This is a genomic window from Streptomyces sp. NPDC049879, assembly GCF_044461265.1.
Lineage (GTDB): Bacteria > Actinomycetota > Actinomycetes > Streptomycetales > Streptomycetaceae > Streptomyces.
Map to the genome: position 1 here is coordinate 163,454 of NZ_JBITKT010000009.1, position 18,232 is coordinate 181,685.

Consider the following 18,232-nt stretch of genomic DNA (forward strand, 5'->3'; position numbering starts at 1 on the left):
CCCGGCCGTTCACGGGAGGACGACCGAACGGGTCAGGTTCCGCGGCCGGTCCGGGTCGAGCCCGCGCGCCCGCGCCACCGCGACGGCGAGCCGCTGGGCCCGTACCAGCTCGGCCATCGGGTCGAGGACGCCCGTCTCGGTGTGCGCGCCCGCCGCGGCCGCCTCGGCGGCGATCCCGGCGCCGCCGTCGCCGCCGCCCCCCGCCGGACCGCCCAGCAGCCACACGGCCCGCCCTGGCGCGGCGATCGACACAGGGCCGTGCCGGTACTCCAGCAGCGGATGGCTCTCCGTCCACGCGCCCGCCGCCTCCCGCAGCTTCAGCGCCGCCTCGCACGCCAGCCCGTACGCCCACCCGGAGCCGAGGAACGTCCACTGCTCCGCCGCCGTCAGCCCCGCGGGCAGCGGAACGGCGAGGGCCGTCGCCGCGTCGGCCGCCGCGCGCTCGACGGTCGCCACACCCTCCGGCAGCGGGCCGCCCGTCTCCAGCGCGGCCCGCAGGAAGGCGAGGGCGCTCGTCGCGAAGCGCGTCTGGACGACGGACCGCTCCTCGGCGTAGTCCAGCACCGCGACGTGCTGCGCCTCCCGCAGGACGGGGGACGCCGGGTCGGCCGTCAGGGCGAGCAGGGGGGTGGCGGGGTGGGCGTCGCGCAGGCGGGCGAGCAGGTCGAGGATCTCCGTCGTCGTCCCCGAACGGGTGAGGGCGACCACGCGGTCGTACCGCCGCGCGCGGGGGAACGCGGACGCGGGGAACGCGTCCGTCTCGCCCTGCTCCGCCGCCTCGCGCAGCGCCGCGTACGCCTGGGCCATGAACCACGACGTGCCGCAGCCCGTCACCGCGACCCGCTCGCCGGGGCGCGGCAGCGCGGCCGGGCCGAAGCCGCCGTCCACGGCGGCGCGCGCGTCGCGGGCGGCGCGGCGCCAGCAGTCGGGCTGGGTCGCGATCTCGTCGGCGGTGAAGGAACGTTCGGTCATGCGGGGGCTCCTCGGCGGCTGGACCGGTGCGGACGTGAGGGAGCACTGCCCGGCCCACGCCCGCCCACACACGCCGCCGCGCTGTCGGACCCCGCGCCTAGACTGACGGGGTGAGCACGGCGGAGGACGGAGAGACGGCGCAGCCCGGTGAGCTGACCGCGCGCGAACGCGCCGTCCTCGCCGTCGAACGGCGCGCCTGGAGCGGCCCTGGCCCGAAGGAACGCGCCATCCGCGAACGCCTCGACCTCACCCCCACCCGCTACTACCAGCTGCTCAACGCCCTGCTGGACGACCCCCGCGCCCTCGCCCACGACCCGGTGACCGTCAACCGGCTGCGCCGTCTGCGGGACGCCCGCCGCGCCCGCCGCTGACCCCGCCGTTACAGTCATGTACATGGGCAACCTCCCCGAACCCGCCACCGCCGAGGGACGCGCCGGGCTCGCCGCGCTGCTCGACCGCCCCGACCGCGCCCTCCTCGCCTTCGACTTCGACGGCACCCTCGCGCCGATCGTGCCCGACCCCGAACAGGCGCGCGCCCACCCCGACGCCGTGCCCGCGCTCGCCAGGATTGCGGCGCGCGTCGCCGTCGTCGCCATCATCACCGGCCGCCCCGCCGACGTCGCCGTACGCCTCGGCGGCTTCGACGGCCACCCCGAGCTGTCCGGGCTCACCGTCCTGGGCGCCTACGGGGCCGAGCGCTGGGAGGCCGCCACCGGCGAACTGCGCACGCCCCCGCCGCCCCCCGGCATCGCCGCCGTCCGCGAGGAGCTGACCTCCTGGGCCGAGCGCACCGGCTCGTACGTCGAGGACAAGGGCATCGCGCTGGCCGTGCACACCCGCCGCGCCCCCGACCCCGAGGGCGCGTTCGCCACGCTCAAGGACCCCCTCGCGCGCCTCGCCGACGAGCACGGCCTCGCCCTCGAACCCGGCCGCATGGTCCTCGAACTGCGCCCGCCCGGCATGGACAAGGGGACGGCCCTCACCGACCTGGCCCGCGCCTCCGGCGCCGAGTCGGTCCTCTACGCGGGCGACGACCTGGGCGACCTGCCCGCCTTCGAGGCCGTCGCGCGGCTGCGGGCCGTGGGCATCCCCGGGGTGCGGGTGTGCAGCGGCAGCCACGAGGTGGCGCGGCTGGCGAGCGTCACCGACCTGGAACTCGACGGTCCGGCGGGCGTCGCCGCGTTCCTCACCGCCCTGTCGGAGCGGCTGGGGTAGGGGAACGCCTACCTCCAGGTCTCCGGTCAGCCGGATGGTGCGGACGCATGCACGCTCCGTAGCGTCGGTCGCATGAACGGAGCACGGAAGAACACTGCGGTACGGGTCGCCCTGTCGGCGGCGGTGGCCCTCGGCGCCCTCGCCCTCGCCGGCGGCGCGAGCCCCGGCGCCGCCGAGGAGCACGGCCGCGGCCACAGCGGCAGGCTGCAACGGGACGCCGAGGCGGTGCGGGACGCCGGGGCCACCGGCCTCGTCGCCGCCACCGACACCTCGGGGCGCGCACGCCGCGCCGCCGCGGGCGTCACGGACCTGGACGACCCGCGCCCGGTCCCGTACGACGCGTACTACCGCATCGGCAGCGACACCAAGACGTTCACCGCCGCCGTGGTCCTCCAGCTCGTCGGCGAGGGGCGCCTCGCGCTGACCGACACGGTCGAACGGTGGCTGCCAGGCGTCGTCACCGGCAACGGCAACGACGGCTCACGCGTCACCGTCCGCGACCTCCTCCAGCACACCAGCGGCATCACCAACTACACCGACATCCTCTACGCCGACCCCGCCGACCTCACCCCCGAGGCGTACCTCGCCGACCGCTTCCGGGGCCGCACGCCCGAGGAGCAGGTCGCACTCGCCATGACGCGCGCCCCCGGCTGGCTCCCGGAAGCGGGCGAGACGCGCTGGGCGTACTCCAACACCAACTACATCCTCGCCGGGATGATCGTCGAGGAGGCCACCGGCCACCCCTGGGCCCAGGAGGTGCACGAGCGGATCATCGCCCCGCTCGGCCTGCGCCACACCTTCACGGCCGCCACCTCCGCGTACGTCCCGGAGCCGACCGCGACGGCGTACCTCCAGTTCCCCGGGCAGGAGGAGCTGACCGACACGACGCTGATGGTCGACGGCGGCGCGGACGGCGGGATCATCAGCACCGCCGCCGACATGACCGCCTTCCACCGCGCCCTGCTGGACGGCACGCTCCTCGGCCCGCGCGAGCTGGCGGCGATGCGGGAGACCGTCCCCGCGCCCGGTTTCTCGGCGGTGTCCGGCACGCGGTACGGGCTCGGGATCGCGTGGCGCCCGGCGCGGGGCTGCGCGGACGGCGTGTGGTTCCACGGCGGCACGTCGTTCGGCACCGCGTCGGACGGCGGGGTGACGGACGACGGGAGCGCGGCCGTCGCGGTGGGGACGTACACGCTGAGCTTCGCCGACGCGGAGGGCCAGGAGGCACGCAACACGGCGACCCGCCGCCTCACCGACCACGCGCTGTGCGGCTAGTACCGCGCCAGGGAAGCGCGCCCCCGTTCCCGACCCGAGACGCCCGTCGGGAGAAGCGCCGCGGGTCAGGGGGCGCGGCCGGGCAGGCCGGTCCCGCCCAGGCGCGTCAGCAGCGCGGACATCCGGCCGATGTCCTCCGTGCTCCACGGGGGCGCGGCGAAGATCTCCGCGGCGATCCGCTCGGCCGTGGCGAGCATCTCCGTCAGGCGTGCGCGGCCCGTGTCGGTGAGCGCCGCGTAGGCCACCCGGGCGTCACGGGCGTCCGTCTCGCGTGCCACCAGCCCGATCCGCTCCAGCGGCACCAGCCCCCGGGTCACCCCGGAGGCGGTGAGGCCCAGGGCCTCGGCCAGGTCCACCCGGCGCATGCGGCCGCCGGGTGCCCGCGCGAGGTGCAGCAGCGTCGTGAAGTCGGCCAGGCTCACCCCGTGCAGCCCGCCGAGACTGGCGTCGAACCGCCGCACCAGGGCCGTCTGGGCCCTCACGAGACGCAGCGACGCGTCCAGTGCCTCACTCATTGCTGCCTCCTTGACTGCTCAAGCATAACAGGAGCTTGAGCAGTCAAGGAAATGTTCAGGGGATGGCCGGACGGAGCCCTCGGACAGGAGCCCGGGGTACCGGGTCCCGCGGGGGGAGGATTCAGGGGGTCTTCCGGGCCGCGGCGCGGCGCTGCCGTCTGCCCAGTGGAGCCTGGGAGAGGTCCTCGGCCTGCGACCTGAGGTTCTTGAAGCCGTAGCCGCGCTCGGCCAGCCACGCCTTCGCCGCCTCCTCGGCGCGTTCGGCCGCCTCCAGGATGTCCCCCTCCTCTTCCCCGGCGTCCAGGAAACGGAAGGTGAAGGCGGGGCGGGCCGCCACGTCGTAACTGAGGTGCCCCTCGGGTGTGAAGGCCGCGCGCAGGACATCGTGTTCCGGGGCGCGGGCCAGGAGTTCGGCACGCTGGTCGGCGCCGAGCCCGTCGAAGACACCGCGGACGGTGATACGGAAAGTGCGAGTACTCATCCTCCGACCCTAACCAGCGCGGTCGGCGGACTCCGCCGATATTCCGCCGGCACCGGGCGCTGCGGGCCGGGCCTCAGTCCTCGCGCAGGGCCGCCAGCTGGTCCAGGAACCAGGCGGACGGCGGCAGCGCGGTCGCCGCGTCCGCCAGCCGCTTCGTCCTGGCCTCGCGCTCGTCGGGCGCCATCGTCAGCGCGCGGTGCAGGGCGTCGGCCGTCCCCGCGATGTCGTACGGGTTGACCAGCAGCGCGTCCTCGCCCAGCTCCGCCGCCGCCCCCGCCTCGCGGGACAGGACCAGCGCCACGCCCCGCTCGGAGACGACGGGGACCTCCTTGGCGACGAGGTTCATGCCGTCGCGGATCGGGTTCACCAGCGCGACGTCCGCCATGCGGTAGGCGGCGAGCGAGCGGGCGAAGTCGTCCTTCACATGGAGCACCACCGGCGTCCAGTCGCCCGCGCCGAACTCCGCGTTGATCCCGTCCGCGACGCGCGACACCTCCGCCGTGTAGTCGCGGTAGACCGCCAGGTCCTGCCGCGACGGGTAGGCGAACGCCACGTGCGACACCCGCCCGCGCCACTCCGGCCGGTCCGTGAGCAGCCGCCGGAACGCGTGCAGGCCGCGCACGATGTTCTTCGACAGCTCGGTGCGGTCCACGCGCACCACCGTCCGCCGGTCGCCGACCTGCGCGCGCAGCGCCGCGAGCCGTTCGTCCACGTCGGGGCGGAAGGCGCGTTCCCGCAGGAAGTCGGCGTCGGCGCCGAGGCCGTGCACGCCGAGCCGCGTCGTGCGGCCCTCGTGCGTCACCGTGCCGTCGCCGACCGCCGCGCCGAGCAGGTCCGCGCAGCAGGCGGCGAACGCGTCGGCCCAGCGCCGCGTCAGGAACGCCGCCCGGTCCGCGCCCAGGATGCCCAGCAGCACCTGCCGCCCGATCGCGTCGGGCAGCAGCCGGAAGAGGTCCGGCGGCGCCCAGGGGGTGTGCGAGAAGTGGCCGATCCGCAGGTCGGGGCGCCGCTCGCGCAGCAGCCCGGGGACGAGCGAGAGGTGGTAGTCCTGCACGAGCACGGCCGCGCCCGGCTCCGCGTCGGCGGCGAGCGCGTCGGCGAAGGCGGCGCCGTACGCCTCGAAACCGGACCACTGGCGCTCGAAGTCGGCGTCGAAGACCGGCTCAAGCGGGGTCTGGTACAGCAGGTGGTGCACGAACCACAGCACGGAGTTGGCGACGCCGTTGTACGCGGCGTCGAACGTGTCGGCCGGGATGTCCAGCATCCGCACGGCCTGGCCGCCGGTGTCCTCCACGGGGAGCCGTCCGCCGTCCCGCGCCGCCGCGGCGCGGTCGCCGTCGCCGAGTGCCGCGCAGACCCAGGTGCCCGCCTCGGGGCCGAGGGCGCTGAGGCCCGAGACGAGACCGCCGCCGCCGCGCCGCGCGCTGAGGGAACCGTCGTCGGCCAGGCTGTAGCTCACCGGGCCCCGGTTCGATGCGACGAGGACCTGCTCGGTGGTCATCGGGACTCCCTGTCGGGCGGACTGTGCGAGAGGGGAACGACTGTAGGGCGCCGGCCGCTGCGGAGCGTGACGGCTCTCCGGCGGCGTGCCGTGACGGGCGGGCGGTCCGTCCGGTTCCCGGGGGCGGCGCTGCCCCCGTCGCGAAAGGCTGTCCGACCGCGCGGCCGGTGAAACGTGTCACCCGTCACACCGCCCGCGCGGCGGCGCGCGCGTACGGCCCGGGTCAGGCCGCCTGCCGCGCCGCGTACTCCGGGACCCCGCACATCGGCGGGCGCTCGTCCGCGTCGATCGGGTGCGTCCGCGGGCTGAAGCCGCCCGCCTCCGTCCGCTCGAACTGGGTGAGCCCCACCCGCCGGGGCAGGACCGTGCCGGGCAGCCTGCTCTGCGCCGTCCGCATGATGGCGGTGGCCATGCGGCCGAGCGCCTGCCCGTCCTGGTGGCGGTGCTTGCGCACCCCGACGTCGACCTGGGCGACCGCGTCGAGGCCCGCGACGTGCAGCGTGTCGATCAGCAGGCCCAGCTCGACGCCGTACCCGACGGGGAACGGCAGCTGTTCCAGCAGCGACCTGCGCGCCGCGTACTCCCCGCCGAGCGGCTGCACCACACCGGCCAGCTGCGGCCAGTGCAGGTTCAGCAGCGGGCGGGCGACCAGCTCGGTGACGCGGCCGCCCTGGTGGGCGCCGTTGGGTTTGTCGCCGAGCGGCCGGTCGTACATCGCCTTGACCAGCTGCACGTCGGGCTCGGTGAGCAGCGGGCCGAGGATGCCGGAGACGAACCGCGAGTCGAAGTCCTTCAGGTCGGCGTCCACGAAGGCGACGATCTCGCCGCTCGCCGCGAGCAGCGAGCGCCAGAGCACCTCGCCCTTGCCGGGCACGGTGGGTATGCGCGGCAGGATCTCGTCGCGGTGGACGACCTTCGCGCCCGCCGCGGCCGCGACCTCGGAGGTGCGGTCGGTGGACCCGGAGTCCACCACGAGCAGCTCGTCGATCAGGGGCACGTCCTCCATGAGGTCGCGCCGGAGTGCTTCCACGATGGCACCGACGGTCCCCTCCTCGTTCAGCGCGGGGAGGACCACGCTGATGCTCCCTGCCGCGCCTGCTGTCCGCTTCGCGTGCAACAGCTGCGGCAGCGGGCGGTCAGCGGCGGTCCAGGATCGGCGGTGCAGCCATTCCTCTGCCTCTACCAGCACGAATGTCGCTCCTGTTCGCGTTCGGCCACTTTTACTCCGTATGGCCGTATCTGCCCCTTCCTGGGGTGCCCCAACCCGCTCGGCCACCTGATTTTGCCCTGTGTCTCGCGGACCGGACGGCCCGAGCCATTGTCGGTGCCGTCCGTTACGATCGCGGGCAGCGCAGGTGTCCTCCGGATATCGGGCCCCGCGCAGACAATCGCATACCGCTCATCCAGAGGGGCAGAGGGAACGGCCCGTTGAAGCCCCGGCAACCCTTCCGCCGGTTCCGTGTCCGTACGCGGGGCTCCCGGTGGGGAAGGTGCCAATTCCGTCCTGTGGCGAAAGACGCCCGGGGAAGATGAGGAGAAGGGGCTCCCGCACCCATGTCCGTGCTGACCGCAGCCGACCAGTCACCCGCCGCCACCGTCGATCTCGGCCCCGCCGTGGCGCTCTCCTGTCGCGAGTGCGGCGAGCGCTTCCCGCTCAGTCCGAGCTTCGCCTGCGAGTCCTGTTTCGGCCCCCTGGAGATCGCCTACGACCTCCCCACGGGGGACCCCGAGGGCCTGCGCCGCCGCATCGAGGCCGGGCCGAAGAGCATCTGGCGTTACGCTCCGCTGCTGCCCGTGCCCGCGGACGTCGCCGACAAGCCCAACCTGAACCCCGGCTTCACCCAGCTCGTGAAGGCCGACCGGCTCGCCGCCGAGCTGGGCGTCACCGGCGGCCTGTACGTCAAGGACGACTCGGGCAACCCGACGCACTCCTTCAAGGACCGCGTCGTCGCGAACGCCGTCGAGGCCGCCCGCGCCTTCGGCTTCACCACACTCTCCTGCTCCTCCACCGGCAACCTGGCGGGCGCCGTCGGCGCGGCCGCCGCCCGTGCCGGCCTGCGGTCCTGCGTGTTCATCCCGCACGACCTGGAGGAGGGCAAGGTCGTCATGGCGGCGGTCTACGGCGGCGACGTCGTGGCCATCGAGGGCAACTACGACGATGTGAATCGTTTCTGCAGCGAACTGATCGGCGACCCCGTCGGCGAGGGCTGGGGCTTCACCAACGTCAACCTGCGGCCGTACTACGCCGAGGGCTCGAAGACCCTGGCGTTCGAGATCTGCGAGCAGCTCGGCTGGCGGCTGCCGGACCAGATCGTCATCCCGATCGCCTCCGGCTCCCAGCTGACCAAGATCGACAAGGGACTCAGGGAGCTGATCGAGACCGGCCTGGTCGAGGACCGGCCCTACCGGATCTTCGGCGCCCAGGCCGAGGGCTGCTCCCCGGTCTCCCGCGCCTGGCGCGAGGGCCACGACGTGGTGCGGCCGGTGCGGCCCGACACGATCGCCAAGTCCCTCGCCATCGGCAACCCGGCGGACGGCCCGTACGTCCTGGACATCGCGCGGCGGACGGGCGGCGCGGTCGAGGACGTCACGGACGCCGAGATCGTGGACGCCATCAAGCTGCTGGCCAGGACCGAGGGCATCTTCACGGAGACGGCGGGCGGCGTGACGCTCGGCGTGACCCGCAAGCTGATCGAGGCGGGCGCGCTCGACCCCTCGCTGACCACCGTCGTCGTGAACACCGGCGACGGCCTGAAGACCCTGGACGCGGTGGCCCCGACCACCGGTCCTACCGCGACCATCCGTCCGAACCTGGACGCCTTCCGAGAGGCTGGGCTGGCATGAGCGTCACCGTCCGTATCCCCACGATCCTGCGCACGTACACCGGCGGCGCGTCCGAGGTGGCCGCCGAGGGCGGCACGCTGGAGGAGGTCCTCGCCGACCTCGACCGCAACCACCAGGGCATCGCGGGGCGCGTGCTGGACGACCAGGGCAAGCTGCGGCGCTTCGTGAACGTCTATGTGAACGACGACGACGTGCGGTTCGCCGAGGGCCTGGCCACGCCGACGCCGGACGGCGCGGGCGTCTCGATCATCCCGGCCGTCGCCGGCGGCTGCTGACCCCCCGCCGGGGCGCGCGCCGTCGCGCGCTCCCCGGCGAGCACGTCCGAAAACGCACCGTCCAGATACCCCCGCCGCCCCGGAACCGCGTGTTCCGGGGCGGTCGCGTGTCACGGGAACGCTAAAGTGGCGAGCGCCTCCCGCCCCCGCCCGTGCCGGGCGCATATGAATTCGCGACACATCGCGCAAATCTCGTGCCGAAAATTGGTGCACCAATTGTCGGGTTGGCACTTTTGAGCCGGGGGAGATGGTCCAACTACCTTCCCCCGTGCGGCGTTTGCCCGGATCGTGGTCTCAAGAAATCTCCCTCGAATGGCCTGTTGCGCTGGGCGTCCGTGCAGATACATTCAGCGGCGGTCACGCGTTCCGGCGCACACCCCCACACGGCCGGGGGGTGGGGTCTGACAGGTCTGACCCGGGCCCGCGGAGTGCGGTCTCGTGAATGGGCCGGCACAAATGGGGAGTTAGGAAATGGCTCAGGGCACCGTCAAGTGGTTCAACGCGGAGAAGGGCTACGGCTTCATCGCGGTAGACGGTGGTGCGGACGTGTTCGTCCACTACAGCGCGATCCAGATGGACGGCTACCGCACTCTGGAAGAAGGACAGCGGGTCGAGTTCGAGATCTCTCAGGGTCAGAAGGGTCCTCAGGCCGACATGGTCCGGGTGACCGTCTGAACCGCCGACCGCACCGCGAGCGCCACGACCAGGGCCCGCACCCCGGACAGGGGTGCGGGCCCTGGTGCGTGTCACCCCCCGGGGGGTTTGCACTCGCCGGGGGAGAGTGCTAATCATGGGGTTAGCACTCTAGAGGTGAGAGTGACAGCAAGGACCGGTTCGGTGAGGTCCGGCGGCCAGGCGGGGCAAGGAACCGCAGGCCCTGGGCCGTCCGTCGCGGGCGCCAGCGCGGTCCGGCGCAATCCACCCCTGTTCTGGGAGGACCACTTCACATGGCCAAGATCATCGCGTTCAACGAGGAGGCGCGGCGCGGCCTTGAGCGCGGGATGAACCAGCTCGCCGACGCCGTCAAGGTCACGCTCGGCCCCAAGGGCCGGAACGTCGTGCTGGAGAAGAAGTGGGGCGCCCCCACCATCACCAACGACGGTGTGTCGATCGCCAAGGAGATCGAGCTCGAGGACGCCTACGAGAAGATCGGCGCCGAGCTCGTCAAGGAGGTCGCCAAGAAGACGGACGACGTGGCCGGTGACGGCACGACCACGGCGACCGTGCTGGCCCAGGCGCTGGTCCGCGAGGGCCTGCGCAACGTCGCGGCGGGCGCCAACCCGATGGCCCTGAAGCGGGGCATCGAGGCCGCCGTGGAGAAGGTCTCCGAGGCCCTGCTCGGCCAGGCCAAGGAGGTCGAGACCAAGGAGCAGATCGCCTCCACCGCCTCCATCTCGGCCGGTGACACGCAGATCGGCGAGCTGATCGCCGAGGCGATGGACAAGGTCGGCAAGGAAGGCGTCATCACCGTCGAGGAGTCGCAGACCTTCGGTCTTGAGCTGGAGCTCACCGAGGGCATGCGCTTCGACAAGGGCTACATCTCGGCGTACTTCGCGACCGACATGGAGCGCATGGAGGCCGAGCTCGAGGACCCGTACATCCTCATCGTCAACTCCAAGATCAGCAACGTGAAGGACCTCCTTCCGCTGCTGGAGAAGGTCATGCAGTCGGGCAAGCCGCTGCTGATCATCGCCGAGGACGTCGAGGGCGAGGCCCTGTCCACCCTGGTGGTCAACAAGATCCGCGGCACCTTCCGGTCCGTCGCGGTCAAGGCTCCCGGTTTCGGCGACCGCCGCAAGGCCATGCTCGGCGACATCGCCATCCTCACCGGTGGCCAGGTCATCTCCGAGGAGGTCGGCCTCAAGCTGGAGAACGCGACCCTCGACCTGCTCGGCCGCGCCCGCAAGGTCGTCATCACCAAGGACGAGACCACCATCGTCGACGGTGCCGGCGACAGCGACCAGGTCCAGGGCCGGGTCAACCAGATCCGCGCCGAGATCGAGAACTCCGACTCGGACTACGACCGCGAGAAGCTCCAGGAGCGCCTGGCGAAGCTGGCCGGCGGCGTGGCCGTCATCAAGGCCGGTGCCGCCACCGAGGTCGAGCTGAAGGAGCGCAAGCACCGCATCGAGGACGCGGTGCGCAACGCCAAGGCCGCCGTCGAGGAGGGCATCGTCGCCGGTGGCGGCGTGGCCCTGCTGCAGGCCGCCTCGGTCTTCGAGAAGCTGGACCTGACGGGTGACGAGGCCACCGGTGCCGCCGCTGTGAAGCTGGCCCTGGAGGCCCCGCTGAAGCAGATCGCCGTCAACGCCGGTCTCGAGGGCGGCGTCGTCGTCGAGAAGGTGCGCAACCTGACCCCGGGCCACGGCCTCAACGCCGCGACCGGCGAGTACGTCGACCTGCTGGCCGAGGGCATCATCGACCCGGCCAAGGTCACGCGCTCCGCGCTGCAGAACGCCGCCTCCATCGCCGCGCTGTTCCTCACCACCGAGGCCGTCATCGCGGACAAGCCGGAGAAGGCCGCCGCGGGCGCCGGTGCCGACGCCGCGGGCATGGGCGGGGGCATGGACTTCTGAGAAGTCCCCTCCACCGGCTCGCACAGCCGCGCTGACGAGGGCCCGTTCCGGGTGGCGCACGCCGCCCGGGGCGGGCCCTCGCCGCGTCCGGGGGCGGCCGCCGCTGTCGGTGCCGCCGCGTAGTCTGCCCGGGTGACGGACGAACGCGACGCCGCCGTGCCAGCAGTGGACCCCTTCGACCTCGCGGGCGACGTGGCCGCCGCGCTGCGGGACAGGACGGCCGCCTGGACGTTCCTCGACCGCTTCACGCGCGAGTGGGCGCCCGTGCTCCCGGTGGACCACCAGCCGGGCTGGGACGCGTACGTGATGGACACCGCCGCCGCGCGGCTCGGCGTCCCGCTGCCCGCCGCTCTGCGCGAGGGCTACGCGCTGCTCGGCGGCCGCGAGGACCTGACGGGCGAGGTGACGGCCGTCCTGGTGCCGCCGGGCGAACTGCGGCTGCACGACGGCGTCGGCGCCGGTGACGACGCGGGCGTCCTCGTCCTCCACCGCGACGGCACGCCGGACGCGGCGCTCGGCATCCGCGTCGCCGACCTCGGCCAGGACGACCCGCCGGTCGTCGAGGGCGGCGAGCAGGACGGCTGGCACCCGTACCTCGACCGGGTGTCCACCGCGTTCCTCGACCTCGTGCTCTGGCAGTGGATGACCACCTGGCCGGACGCGCACCACGACGTGCTGCTCGACCCCGACGACCCCGCGCGGACCGTCCTCGACACCCACTGCACGCCGCTCGCCCTCGCCCACCCCGGCGGGCGGTACTACCTGGCGGGCGAGGACACGCTGCTGTGCACGGCCGGGTCGCGCGTCGTCCTGGCGGCGGCCCGCACCCCCGCCGGGCTCGACGCGGCGCGGGCCCTGCTGCCCGGCACGTGGCAGCGGGCGGCCGACGCCCTCTGACGCGCGGTCAGCCGACGCCGCCCGCCAGTGCGGCGGCGGTGGCCGCGTCGGCCGGGAGGAACGCCTCGATGCTCAGCTCGGCCGCCGTCAGGTCGAGCGCGGTGCCGAAGGTCGTGACCATCGTGACGAACGCCAGCGGCCCGGCGTCCGACGCCACCCGCAGCGTCACCGCCACCTCCTGCGGCCCCGCCGGGTGCGCCGTGCCGCCCGGGTAGGCCGCCAGCTCGTCGTGCAGCTCCCGCAGCACCGCCGAGCCGCTCGACGCGGCCTCCCTCGCCAGGCCGGTCAGCACGTGGTGCCGCCACTCGCCGAGGTTCAGGATGCGCGGCGCCAGGCCCTCCGGGTGGAGGCTGAGGCGCAGCGCGTTGGGCCGCTCCAGCAGGTGCGGGGCGACGCCCTCGGTGAGCCGGGCGACGCCCGCGTTGGCCCGCAGGACGTTCCAGCCCCGGTCCACGACGAGGCTGGGGTACGGCTCGTACGCCGCCAGCACGCGGTCGATCCCGGCGCTGAACGGCGCGAGGTCCGGGTCGTCGAGCGACCGCTCCCCGTACACCGGCGCGAACCCGGCGGCGACCAGCAGCCCGTTCTGCTCGCGCGGCGGCACCTCCAGCGTCTCGGCGAGCCGCAGCACCATCTCGCGGCTGGGCCGGGAGCGGCCGGTCTCCAGGAAGCTGAGGTGCCGGGCGGAGATGCCCGCCTCCAGGGACAGGTCGAGCTGGCTGATGCGGCGGCGCGTGCGCCACTCGCGCAGCAGGGGGCCCACCGGGGCGGGCGCGGAGACGGTGGTCATGCGGCCAGGCTCGCACGCGGCCCGTGGCGGCGGCCATGACCTCCGGGGTAATTGCCGCCCTTACCCGCCCCGGCAAAACTCGTGGCCATGACGCACCACACGATCGACTACACCGGCATCGCCGAGACCTACCTGTCCCTCTGGAACGAGACGGACCCCGCCGCTCGCCTGGCGCTGGTGGAGAAGTCCTGGGCCCCGCAGGGCCGTTACACCGACCCGCTGGCCGACGCGGCGGGCCCCGAGGCCATCAGCGCGACCATCGGCGCGGTGCGGGAGCAGTTCCCCGGCCTCGTCTTCACGCTCGTCGGCGAGGTGGACGGCCACCACGCGCAGGCCCGCTTCCGGTGGGGCCTCGGCCCGGCGGGGGAGGAGCCGCTGGTGATCGGCTTCGACGTGGTGACGCTGGACGGCGACGGGCGCCTCGTGGACGTGCTCGGCTTCCTCGACAACGTCCCGGCGTGACGGCGGCCTACGCGGTCGCCCTGCTGCGCGCCGCCGGGCCGCAGGAGGGGGTCGTCCGCTACCTGGAGGGCATCGACGCGACGCTCGCGCCCTTCGGCGGGCGCTACCTCGTCCACGGCGATCCGCCGACGGTGCTGGAGGGCGAGTGGCCGGGGGACCTGGTCGTGATCGCCTTCCCCGACCGTGCGCGGGCCGAGGCGTGGTACGCGTCGGACGCCTACCGGGAGATCCTGCCGCTGCGGCGGTCCGGCGTGGCGGGACCCGTCGTCCTGATCGACGGGGTCCCGCCGGGCCACCGGGCCACCGACATCCTCACGCGGTGACGGGGTGGGGCGTCACCTCGCGGCGCGCCCACTCCAGGCGCTCCGGCGGGTACGCGCGGGGCGCGCCCTCGACCAGCATGATCAGGCAGAGGCAGGCGCGGCAGAACGCCATGCGCGTGCGGGCCGGGGCGTCGAAGTCCGTACGGCCGCCCTCCGCCGCGTACCCGGCGAGCAGGTCCGCGTCGGGCTCGGGCGGGGAGAGCAGGGTGCGGGACGCGAAGTCGGCCAGCGGTCGCCCTAGAACATGCGCTCGCCGTCGATGACGGCCCCGACGCTGCCCCGGTGCAGGAGGCTGTCGCCCTCCCAGAGGTCGAAGCGGACCAGCGCGGGCGTCGCCACCTCGTCCGGGGCGGGGGCCGCGGCGTCGGCCAGGACGGCGTCCAGCATGGCGAGGAACGTGCCGCGCCAGTTGTCCGCCGCCTTCACCGCGCCGCCCGGGTAGCCGAAGCGCGGGCCCGTCACGCGGTGGCGCCGAGTTCGCGGCGGAGCGCGGCCCGTTCGCCCGGGGTCAGGCCGCCGCCCGCCCGGCCCGGGAGGTGCCGGGGCACTCGGTCATCAGCGGGAAGCCCTCGCCCGCCGCGACCACGCCGGACAGGCCGCCGTGGCGCGGGGGAAGGCGGCCTCGCCGGTGAGGAGGCCGCGTTCGTAGGTCATCGCGGGGGTGTCGGGGGAGGGCGGCAGCTTGAGGACGAGGCGGGTGCCGTCGGTCAGGACGAGGCGGTGGACGCCGTTGTACGTCCCGCCGGACATCGGCTCGCGCACGGCGACCTGGCCGGGGCGGGCTTGGGCGGGGGCGGGGAGTCAGGCACCGTGCGCCTGCTCCAGGGCGGCCCGCAGATGGCCGTGCGACGCGGTGAGGAGCCGCCCGGCGGTGGGCGCGTCCACGTGGCCGAGGATCGTCAGGATCGCGTGCTTCACCTCGCCGTCCGTGGCGGTCAGCGCGGCCTCGACCTCGGCGTCCGCCGCGCCGGTCGCCAGCTGGACGATGCGGCGCGAGCGGGCGCGCAGCTTCTCGTTGGAGGCGCGGACGTCGACCATCAGGTTCCCGTACGTCTTGCCGAGCCTGATCATGCTGATGGTCGAGATCATGTTGAGGACGAGCTTCTGGGCCGTGCCCGCCTTGAGGCGGGTCGAGCCGGCGATCAGCTCGGGGCCGACGACGACCTCGATGCCGTGCTCGGCGGCGGCCGCCAGGGGCGAGCCCGCGTTGCACGACAGGCCGATGGTGAGCGCGCCCCGGGCGCGCGCGTGCTCGACCGCGCCGACCGCGTACGGCGTGCGCCCCGAGGCGGAGATGCCCACGACGACGTCGTCCTGCGTGAGGCCGAGGCCGTCGAGGTCGGCGGCGGCCAGCGCCCGGCTGTCCTCCGCCCCCTCGACGGCCTCCGACATGGCGGCGGGGCCGCCCGCGATCAGCCCGATGACCTCACCGGGGTCGGTGTTGAAGGTCGGCGGGCACTCGCTGGCGTCCAGCACGCCGAGGCGGCCGGCCGTACCCGCCCCCAGGTACAGCAGCCGGCCGCCGCGTGCCATGCGGTCCGCCGCCGCGTCGACGGCCGCCGCGATCAGGGGGAGCTGACCGGCGACGGCGCCGGGGACGAGGGCGTCCTCGGCGTTCATCAGGCGGACGATGTCGAGTGTGCTGCGGCGGTCGATGTCGGAGAGGTCGGATCGGTGGGCTTCCGTGGTCAGCGACTCGAAGTCGGTGGACATCGGGCGGCTCTCTCTGTGCGGAAGGGATGGCCCTGCGGGTGCCGTCTGTGCTGTTTCTACCGTTCGCGCGGGGTGTGGCGGTGGGCGAGCGCCTCGTAGCTCGCGTGCAGCGCGGGCGCCGCCGACTCGTACGTCCGCTGCGCGACGCCGATGAACAGGCAGTCCACGACGAGCAGCTGGCTCGTCCTGCTGGACATCGCGGCGGGGCGCAGCTCGCTCTCGCGTGCCGTGGAGGTGGTGAGGACGTGGTCCGCGTAGTGCGTCACCTCGCCGTCCGGGCGGCCGGTGACGGCCACCGTGGTCGCGCCGTGGTCGAAGGCGACCTGGAGCGGTTCGATGACGTCCACCGTGCGGCCCGAGTGGGTGATGGCGATCGCGACGTCACCGGCGCGCAGCTGCACGGCGTTGGTGACGGCGAGGTGGGGATCGGAGTGCGCGTGGGCGATGAGGCCGATGCGCAGCAGCTTCTGGGCGAGGTCCTGGGCGACGAGGGAGGAGGCGCCCGTGCCGTAGACGTCCACGCGCCGGGCGGTGGCCAGCGCGCTGACGGCCGCTTCGAGCTGCACGAGGTCGAGGGAGCCCGCCGTGTCGGTGAGGGTCTGCCGCTCGTCGTGCGTCAGCTTGGCGACGACATCGCTTAACGGGTCGTCCACGGAGATGTCGGCGGTGACGGCGGGGGCGGCGCCCGAGGCCTGCTGGGCGGCCAGTCCGGCGAGGGCGAGCCGCAGGTCGCGGTAGCCGGGGTAGCCGAGGAGGCGGGCGGTGCGGACCACGGTGGCCTCGCTGGTGCCGGTCCGTTCGGCGAGGCCGGTGACCGTGAGCGCGGCGCAGCCCGCCGGGTCGCCCGCGACCGTCTCGGCCACGCGCTGCATGGAACGGGTCATGGAGGGCGCCATCGTGCGGACCTTGGCGGCGAGCGCGGCGGGTTCGGGCGGCGCGGGGCGGGGAGGGACGGCGACGGGCCGTGGTCGGCCGGCCCGGCGGGCGAAATTTTCCTTCATCGCGATCCTCACAGATGAAACATATTTTCGATCCTGACGCCCCGTCAAGGCCGCCGCTGGACACGAGTGGGTGATTTCGGCCCGACTCTGCTGCAATGGTCCGTATGGACGAGCCGACTGCGGAAGGGGCCATCCACCGGGGCAGGGCCCTGGTGCTGGCGGATCTGGCGGCGGACGGGCTGGCGGGGCCGGAGGAGGTCTCCTTGCTGGAGGCAGCAGTGTCGCATCGCCGTTGGTGGTCGGACCAGTGGCCGGAAGGCGCTGTCTTCGTGCCGGGGCTGCTCGCGCAGGACGTGCAGGACGCGCTGCTGGAGCGGCGCGGCCGCTGGCCGGTCTGCCCGCACTGCGACACCGACCCGCGCGCCGAGCCGCACATGCTCGACCTGGAACCCGAGCTGGGCGAGGACCCGCGCTGGGTCTGCGGCATCACCGGGCGCACGGTCGCCCCCCTCGGGTCGCTGGCCGAGGCGCGCGAGTGAGCGGGCGCGCCGGGGTGAACGGGGCGGCCGGATGACGGTGTACATCGACCCGCCCACCTGGCCAGGCCACGGGCGGCTGTGGTCGCACCTGGTCAGCGACGCGTCGTACGGCGAACTGCACGCCTTCGCCGCGCGCCTGGGTGCCCCGCCGCGCGCCTTCGAGCGGGACCACTACGACATCCCCGCCGACCGGTACGCCGACGCGCTGCGGCTCGGCGCCGTCCCCGCCCCGAGCCGCGAACTGGTCGCGCGCCTCACCGCCGCCGGTCTGCGCCGCCGCAAGCGCCACCGGGGAAATCCGGCGGACGGGCCGGGCGACGCTCCCTAGCATCAGTCATATGAGCACACCGCACGACGGCATACCCGCCGCACTGTTCCTCAACGGCACCGTGGGCGCGGGCAAGACCTCGGTGGCCGACGCCGCGGGCGAGCTGCTGGCCGAGGCGGGCGTCCCGCACGCCGTCCTCGACCTGGACTGGCTGCGCCGCGCCTGGCCCGCGCCGCCCGGCGACCCGTTCAACGGCGCGCTGCTGCTGCGCAACCTGCGGGACGTGACGCGCAACGCCCGCGCCGCCGGGGCCGAACGCCTCGTCCTGGCGGGCGTCATCGAGGACGCGGCGGGACGCCGCGCCGTCACCGACGCGCTCGGCGTGCCGCTGACCGTATGCCGCCTCGCCGTCGGACTGCCCGTGATCCGCGAGCGGTTGCGGGCGCGGCACCAGGGCGACGAGGACGGGCTGCGCTGGCACCTGGACCGCTCAGGCGAACTGGACGCCCTCATCGCCGCGTCCGGCACCACCGACTTCACCGTCCCCTCCACCGGGCCCGTCACCGACATCGCGCGCGCCGTGCTGACGCGCGCGGGCTGGCTGTGAACGCGCGGCCCCGGCGGGCGGCACGTGTCCGGAATCAC

The 18,232-nt window shown here is 74.1% G+C and carries 24 protein-coding genes and 1 riboswitch; of the genes, 13 read left to right on the top strand and 11 right to left on the bottom strand.

The features are described from left to right. Positions 1-9: 9 nt before the first annotated feature. Positions 10-972, bottom strand: a complete 963-nt coding sequence (locus ACIBPC_RS27220; protein WP_398848267.1) for an SIS domain-containing protein — start codon at positions 970-972, stop codon at positions 10-12. 110 nt (positions 973-1,082) lie between these two features. On the opposite strand from ACIBPC_RS27220, the gene ACIBPC_RS27225 reads away from it, so the two are divergent. The 3 genes from ACIBPC_RS27225 (at position 1,083) to ACIBPC_RS27235 (ending at position 3,462) form a co-directional block, all read left to right on the top strand. Continuing rightward, positions 1,083-1,343: a DUF3263 domain-containing protein gene (locus ACIBPC_RS27225; protein ID WP_398848269.1), complete on the top strand. Its 261-nt coding sequence runs from the start codon at positions 1,083-1,085 to the stop codon at positions 1,341-1,343. 16 nt (positions 1,344-1,359) lie between these two features. Further along, entirely contained in the window at positions 1,360-2,187 is an 828-nt protein-coding gene (gene otsB / locus ACIBPC_RS27230) for a trehalose-phosphatase (protein WP_398848271.1), read from the top strand. A gap of 72 nt (positions 2,188-2,259) precedes the next feature. Beyond that, positions 2,260-3,462 (top strand): serine hydrolase domain-containing protein, encoded by a 1,203-nt coding sequence (locus ACIBPC_RS27235; RefSeq protein ID WP_398848273.1) that lies wholly within the window; start codon positions 2,260-2,262, stop codon positions 3,460-3,462. A gap of 65 nt (positions 3,463-3,527) precedes the next feature. Here ACIBPC_RS27235 and ACIBPC_RS27240 read toward each other — a convergent pair whose 3' ends face one another. The 4 genes from ACIBPC_RS27240 to ACIBPC_RS27255 all read right to left on the bottom strand — a co-directional run bounded on the left by ACIBPC_RS27240 (position 3,528) and on the right by ACIBPC_RS27255 (position 7,148). After that, positions 3,528-3,977: a MarR family winged helix-turn-helix transcriptional regulator gene (locus ACIBPC_RS27240; protein ID WP_398848275.1), complete on the bottom strand. Its 450-nt coding sequence runs from the start codon at positions 3,975-3,977 to the stop codon at positions 3,528-3,530. A 121-nt stretch (positions 3,978-4,098) separates the two neighbouring features. Further along, positions 4,099-4,458 carry a DUF6204 family protein gene (locus ACIBPC_RS27245; protein ID WP_398848277.1) on the bottom strand — a complete coding sequence of 120 codons (360 nt, stop codon included), beginning with the start codon at positions 4,456-4,458 and terminating at the stop codon, positions 4,099-4,101. A gap of 73 nt (positions 4,459-4,531) precedes the next feature. Continuing rightward, entirely contained in the window at positions 4,532-5,959 is a 1,428-nt protein-coding gene (locus ACIBPC_RS27250) for a trehalose-6-phosphate synthase (protein WP_398848279.1), read from the bottom strand. A gap of 223 nt (positions 5,960-6,182) precedes the next feature. Beyond that, complete coding sequence (locus tag ACIBPC_RS27255) at positions 6,183-7,148, bottom strand: glucosyl-3-phosphoglycerate synthase (RefSeq protein ID WP_362961377.1); 966 nt, start codon at positions 7,146-7,148, stop codon at positions 6,183-6,185. Positions 7,149-7,355: 207 nt separating this feature from the next. Continuing rightward, a riboswitch (SAM riboswitch) is annotated at positions 7,356-7,495 on the top strand. A gap of 18 nt (positions 7,496-7,513) precedes the next feature. Between ACIBPC_RS27255 and thrC the strand changes: the two genes are divergently transcribed. The 5 genes from thrC to ACIBPC_RS27280 all read left to right on the top strand — a co-directional run bounded on the left by thrC (position 7,514) and on the right by ACIBPC_RS27280 (position 12,551). Further along, positions 7,514-8,803 (top strand): threonine synthase, encoded by a 1,290-nt coding sequence (gene thrC, locus ACIBPC_RS27260; RefSeq protein ID WP_362961379.1) that lies wholly within the window; start codon positions 7,514-7,516, stop codon positions 8,801-8,803. Beyond that, positions 8,800-9,078, top strand: coding sequence for a MoaD/ThiS family protein (locus ACIBPC_RS27265; protein WP_398848282.1), 279 nt, complete (start codon positions 8,800-8,802; stop codon positions 9,076-9,078). The genes thrC and ACIBPC_RS27265 overlap by 4 nt, the downstream gene beginning before the upstream one ends. A gap of 471 nt (positions 9,079-9,549) precedes the next feature. Next, on the top strand, positions 9,550-9,753 hold the full coding sequence (locus ACIBPC_RS27270) for a cold-shock protein (RefSeq protein ID WP_362961383.1): 204 nt from the start codon (positions 9,550-9,552) through the stop codon (positions 9,751-9,753). 272 nt (positions 9,754-10,025) lie between these two features. Continuing rightward, a complete protein-coding gene (gene groL, locus ACIBPC_RS27275) occupies positions 10,026-11,654 on the top strand; it encodes a chaperonin GroEL (RefSeq protein ID WP_362961385.1) in 1,629 nt (542 codons plus the stop codon). 132 nt (positions 11,655-11,786) lie between these two features. Beyond that, positions 11,787-12,551, top strand: coding sequence for a hypothetical protein (locus ACIBPC_RS27280; RefSeq protein ID WP_398848285.1), 765 nt, complete (start codon positions 11,787-11,789; stop codon positions 12,549-12,551). A 7-nt stretch (positions 12,552-12,558) separates the two neighbouring features. On the opposite strand, the gene ACIBPC_RS27285 is transcribed toward ACIBPC_RS27280, so the two are convergent. Next, entirely contained in the window at positions 12,559-13,341 is a 783-nt protein-coding gene (locus ACIBPC_RS27285; protein WP_362961389.1) for a helix-turn-helix transcriptional regulator, read from the bottom strand. A gap of 87 nt (positions 13,342-13,428) precedes the next feature. Here ACIBPC_RS27285 and ACIBPC_RS27290 point away from each other — a divergent pair, with 87 nt between their 5' ends. Continuing rightward, the gene (locus ACIBPC_RS27290) at positions 13,429-13,803 is read left to right on the top strand and encodes a nuclear transport factor 2 family protein (RefSeq protein ID WP_398848287.1); all 375 of its coding nucleotides are present in this window, start codon (positions 13,429-13,431) and stop codon (positions 13,801-13,803) included. Next, on the top strand, positions 13,800-14,126 hold the full coding sequence (locus ACIBPC_RS27295; protein WP_398848289.1) for a DUF1330 domain-containing protein: 327 nt from the start codon (positions 13,800-13,802) through the stop codon (positions 14,124-14,126). The genes ACIBPC_RS27290 and ACIBPC_RS27295 overlap by 4 nt, the downstream gene beginning before the upstream one ends. On the opposite strand, the gene ACIBPC_RS27300 is transcribed toward ACIBPC_RS27295, so the two are convergent. The 5 genes from ACIBPC_RS27300 to ACIBPC_RS27320 all read right to left on the bottom strand — a co-directional run bounded on the left by ACIBPC_RS27300 (position 14,116) and on the right by ACIBPC_RS27320 (position 16,840). Further along, positions 14,116-14,238 (bottom strand): hypothetical protein, encoded by a 123-nt coding sequence (locus ACIBPC_RS27300; RefSeq protein WP_398848290.1) that lies wholly within the window; start codon positions 14,236-14,238, stop codon positions 14,116-14,118. The two genes, ACIBPC_RS27295 and ACIBPC_RS27300, sit on opposite strands and share 11 nt — an antisense overlap. 125 nt (positions 14,239-14,363) lie before the next feature. Continuing rightward, positions 14,364-14,588 carry a hypothetical protein gene (locus tag ACIBPC_RS27305; protein ID WP_398848292.1) on the bottom strand — a complete coding sequence of 75 codons (225 nt, stop codon included), beginning with the start codon at positions 14,586-14,588 and terminating at the stop codon, positions 14,364-14,366. A 93-nt stretch (positions 14,589-14,681) separates the two neighbouring features. Next, positions 14,682-14,888, bottom strand: a complete 207-nt coding sequence (locus ACIBPC_RS27310) for a hypothetical protein (RefSeq protein WP_398848294.1) — start codon at positions 14,886-14,888, stop codon at positions 14,682-14,684. A gap of 39 nt (positions 14,889-14,927) precedes the next feature. After that, positions 14,928-15,839 (bottom strand): N-acetylmuramic acid 6-phosphate etherase, encoded by a 912-nt coding sequence (gene murQ / locus ACIBPC_RS27315; protein ID WP_362961399.1) that lies wholly within the window; start codon positions 15,837-15,839, stop codon positions 14,928-14,930. A gap of 56 nt (positions 15,840-15,895) precedes the next feature. Further along, entirely contained in the window at positions 15,896-16,840 is a 945-nt protein-coding gene (locus ACIBPC_RS27320; RefSeq protein WP_362961401.1) for a MurR/RpiR family transcriptional regulator, read from the bottom strand. A gap of 104 nt (positions 16,841-16,944) precedes the next feature. Between ACIBPC_RS27320 and ACIBPC_RS27325 the strand changes: the two genes are divergently transcribed. Genes ACIBPC_RS27325 through ACIBPC_RS27335 form a run of 3 tightly spaced genes read left to right on the top strand, consistent with a single transcriptional unit; the run spans position 16,945 to position 18,194 of the window. Continuing rightward, the gene (locus ACIBPC_RS27325; protein WP_362961403.1) at positions 16,945-17,319 is read left to right on the top strand and encodes a hypothetical protein; all 375 of its coding nucleotides are present in this window, start codon (positions 16,945-16,947) and stop codon (positions 17,317-17,319) included. 31 nt (positions 17,320-17,350) lie between these two features. After that, positions 17,351-17,647: a DUF4031 domain-containing protein gene (locus tag ACIBPC_RS27330; RefSeq protein ID WP_362961405.1), complete on the top strand. Its 297-nt coding sequence runs from the start codon at positions 17,351-17,353 to the stop codon at positions 17,645-17,647. A 10-nt stretch (positions 17,648-17,657) separates the two neighbouring features. After that, positions 17,658-18,194, top strand: a complete 537-nt coding sequence (locus ACIBPC_RS27335) for a hypothetical protein (protein ID WP_398848297.1) — start codon at positions 17,658-17,660, stop codon at positions 18,192-18,194. The last annotated feature ends 38 nt before the right edge of the window (positions 18,195-18,232 follow it).

Bases quoted from the DNA above. Each gene is read 5' to 3' on its own strand.
- ACIBPC_RS27220 (WP_398848267.1), bottom strand. From the start codon at position 972: ATGACCGAACGTTCCTTCACCGCCGACGAGATCGCGACCCAGCCCGAC.
- otsB (WP_398848271.1), top strand. From the start codon at position 1,360: ATGTACATGGGCAACCTCCCCGAACCCGCCACCGCCGAGGGACGCGCC.
- ACIBPC_RS27235 (WP_398848273.1), top strand. From the start codon at position 2,260: ATGAACGGAGCACGGAAGAACACTGCGGTACGGGTCGCCCTGTCGGCG.
- ACIBPC_RS27240 (WP_398848275.1), bottom strand. From the start codon at position 3,977: ATGAGTGAGGCACTGGACGCGTCGCTGCGTCTCGTGAGGGCCCAGACG.
- ACIBPC_RS27245 (WP_398848277.1), bottom strand. From the start codon at position 4,458: ATGAGTACTCGCACTTTCCGTATCACCGTCCGCGGTGTCTTCGACGGG.
- ACIBPC_RS27250 (WP_398848279.1), bottom strand. From the start codon at position 5,959: ATGACCACCGAGCAGGTCCTCGTCGCATCGAACCGGGGCCCGGTGAGC.
- thrC (WP_362961379.1), top strand. From the start codon at position 7,514: ATGTCCGTGCTGACCGCAGCCGACCAGTCACCCGCCGCCACCGTCGAT.
- ACIBPC_RS27265 (WP_398848282.1), top strand. From the start codon at position 8,800: ATGAGCGTCACCGTCCGTATCCCCACGATCCTGCGCACGTACACCGGC.
- ACIBPC_RS27270 (WP_362961383.1), top strand. From the start codon at position 9,550: ATGGCTCAGGGCACCGTCAAGTGGTTCAACGCGGAGAAGGGCTACGGC.
- groL (WP_362961385.1), top strand. From the start codon at position 10,026: ATGGCCAAGATCATCGCGTTCAACGAGGAGGCGCGGCGCGGCCTTGAG.
- ACIBPC_RS27285 (WP_362961389.1), bottom strand. From the start codon at position 13,341: ATGACCACCGTCTCCGCGCCCGCCCCGGTGGGCCCCCTGCTGCGCGAG.
- ACIBPC_RS27290 (WP_398848287.1), top strand. From the start codon at position 13,429: ATGACGCACCACACGATCGACTACACCGGCATCGCCGAGACCTACCTG.
- ACIBPC_RS27300 (WP_398848290.1), bottom strand. From the start codon at position 14,238: ATGGCGTTCTGCCGCGCCTGCCTCTGCCTGATCATGCTGGTCGAGGGC.
- murQ (WP_362961399.1), bottom strand. From the start codon at position 15,839: ATGTCCACCGACTTCGAGTCGCTGACCACGGAAGCCCACCGATCCGAC.
- ACIBPC_RS27320 (WP_362961401.1), bottom strand. From the start codon at position 16,840: ATGAAGGAAAATTTCGCCCGCCGGGCCGGCCGACCACGGCCCGTCGCC.
- ACIBPC_RS27325 (WP_362961403.1), top strand. From the start codon at position 16,945: ATGGACGAGCCGACTGCGGAAGGGGCCATCCACCGGGGCAGGGCCCTG.
- ACIBPC_RS27330 (WP_362961405.1), top strand. From the start codon at position 17,351: ATGACGGTGTACATCGACCCGCCCACCTGGCCAGGCCACGGGCGGCTG.
- ACIBPC_RS27335 (WP_398848297.1), top strand. From the start codon at position 17,658: ATGAGCACACCGCACGACGGCATACCCGCCGCACTGTTCCTCAACGGC.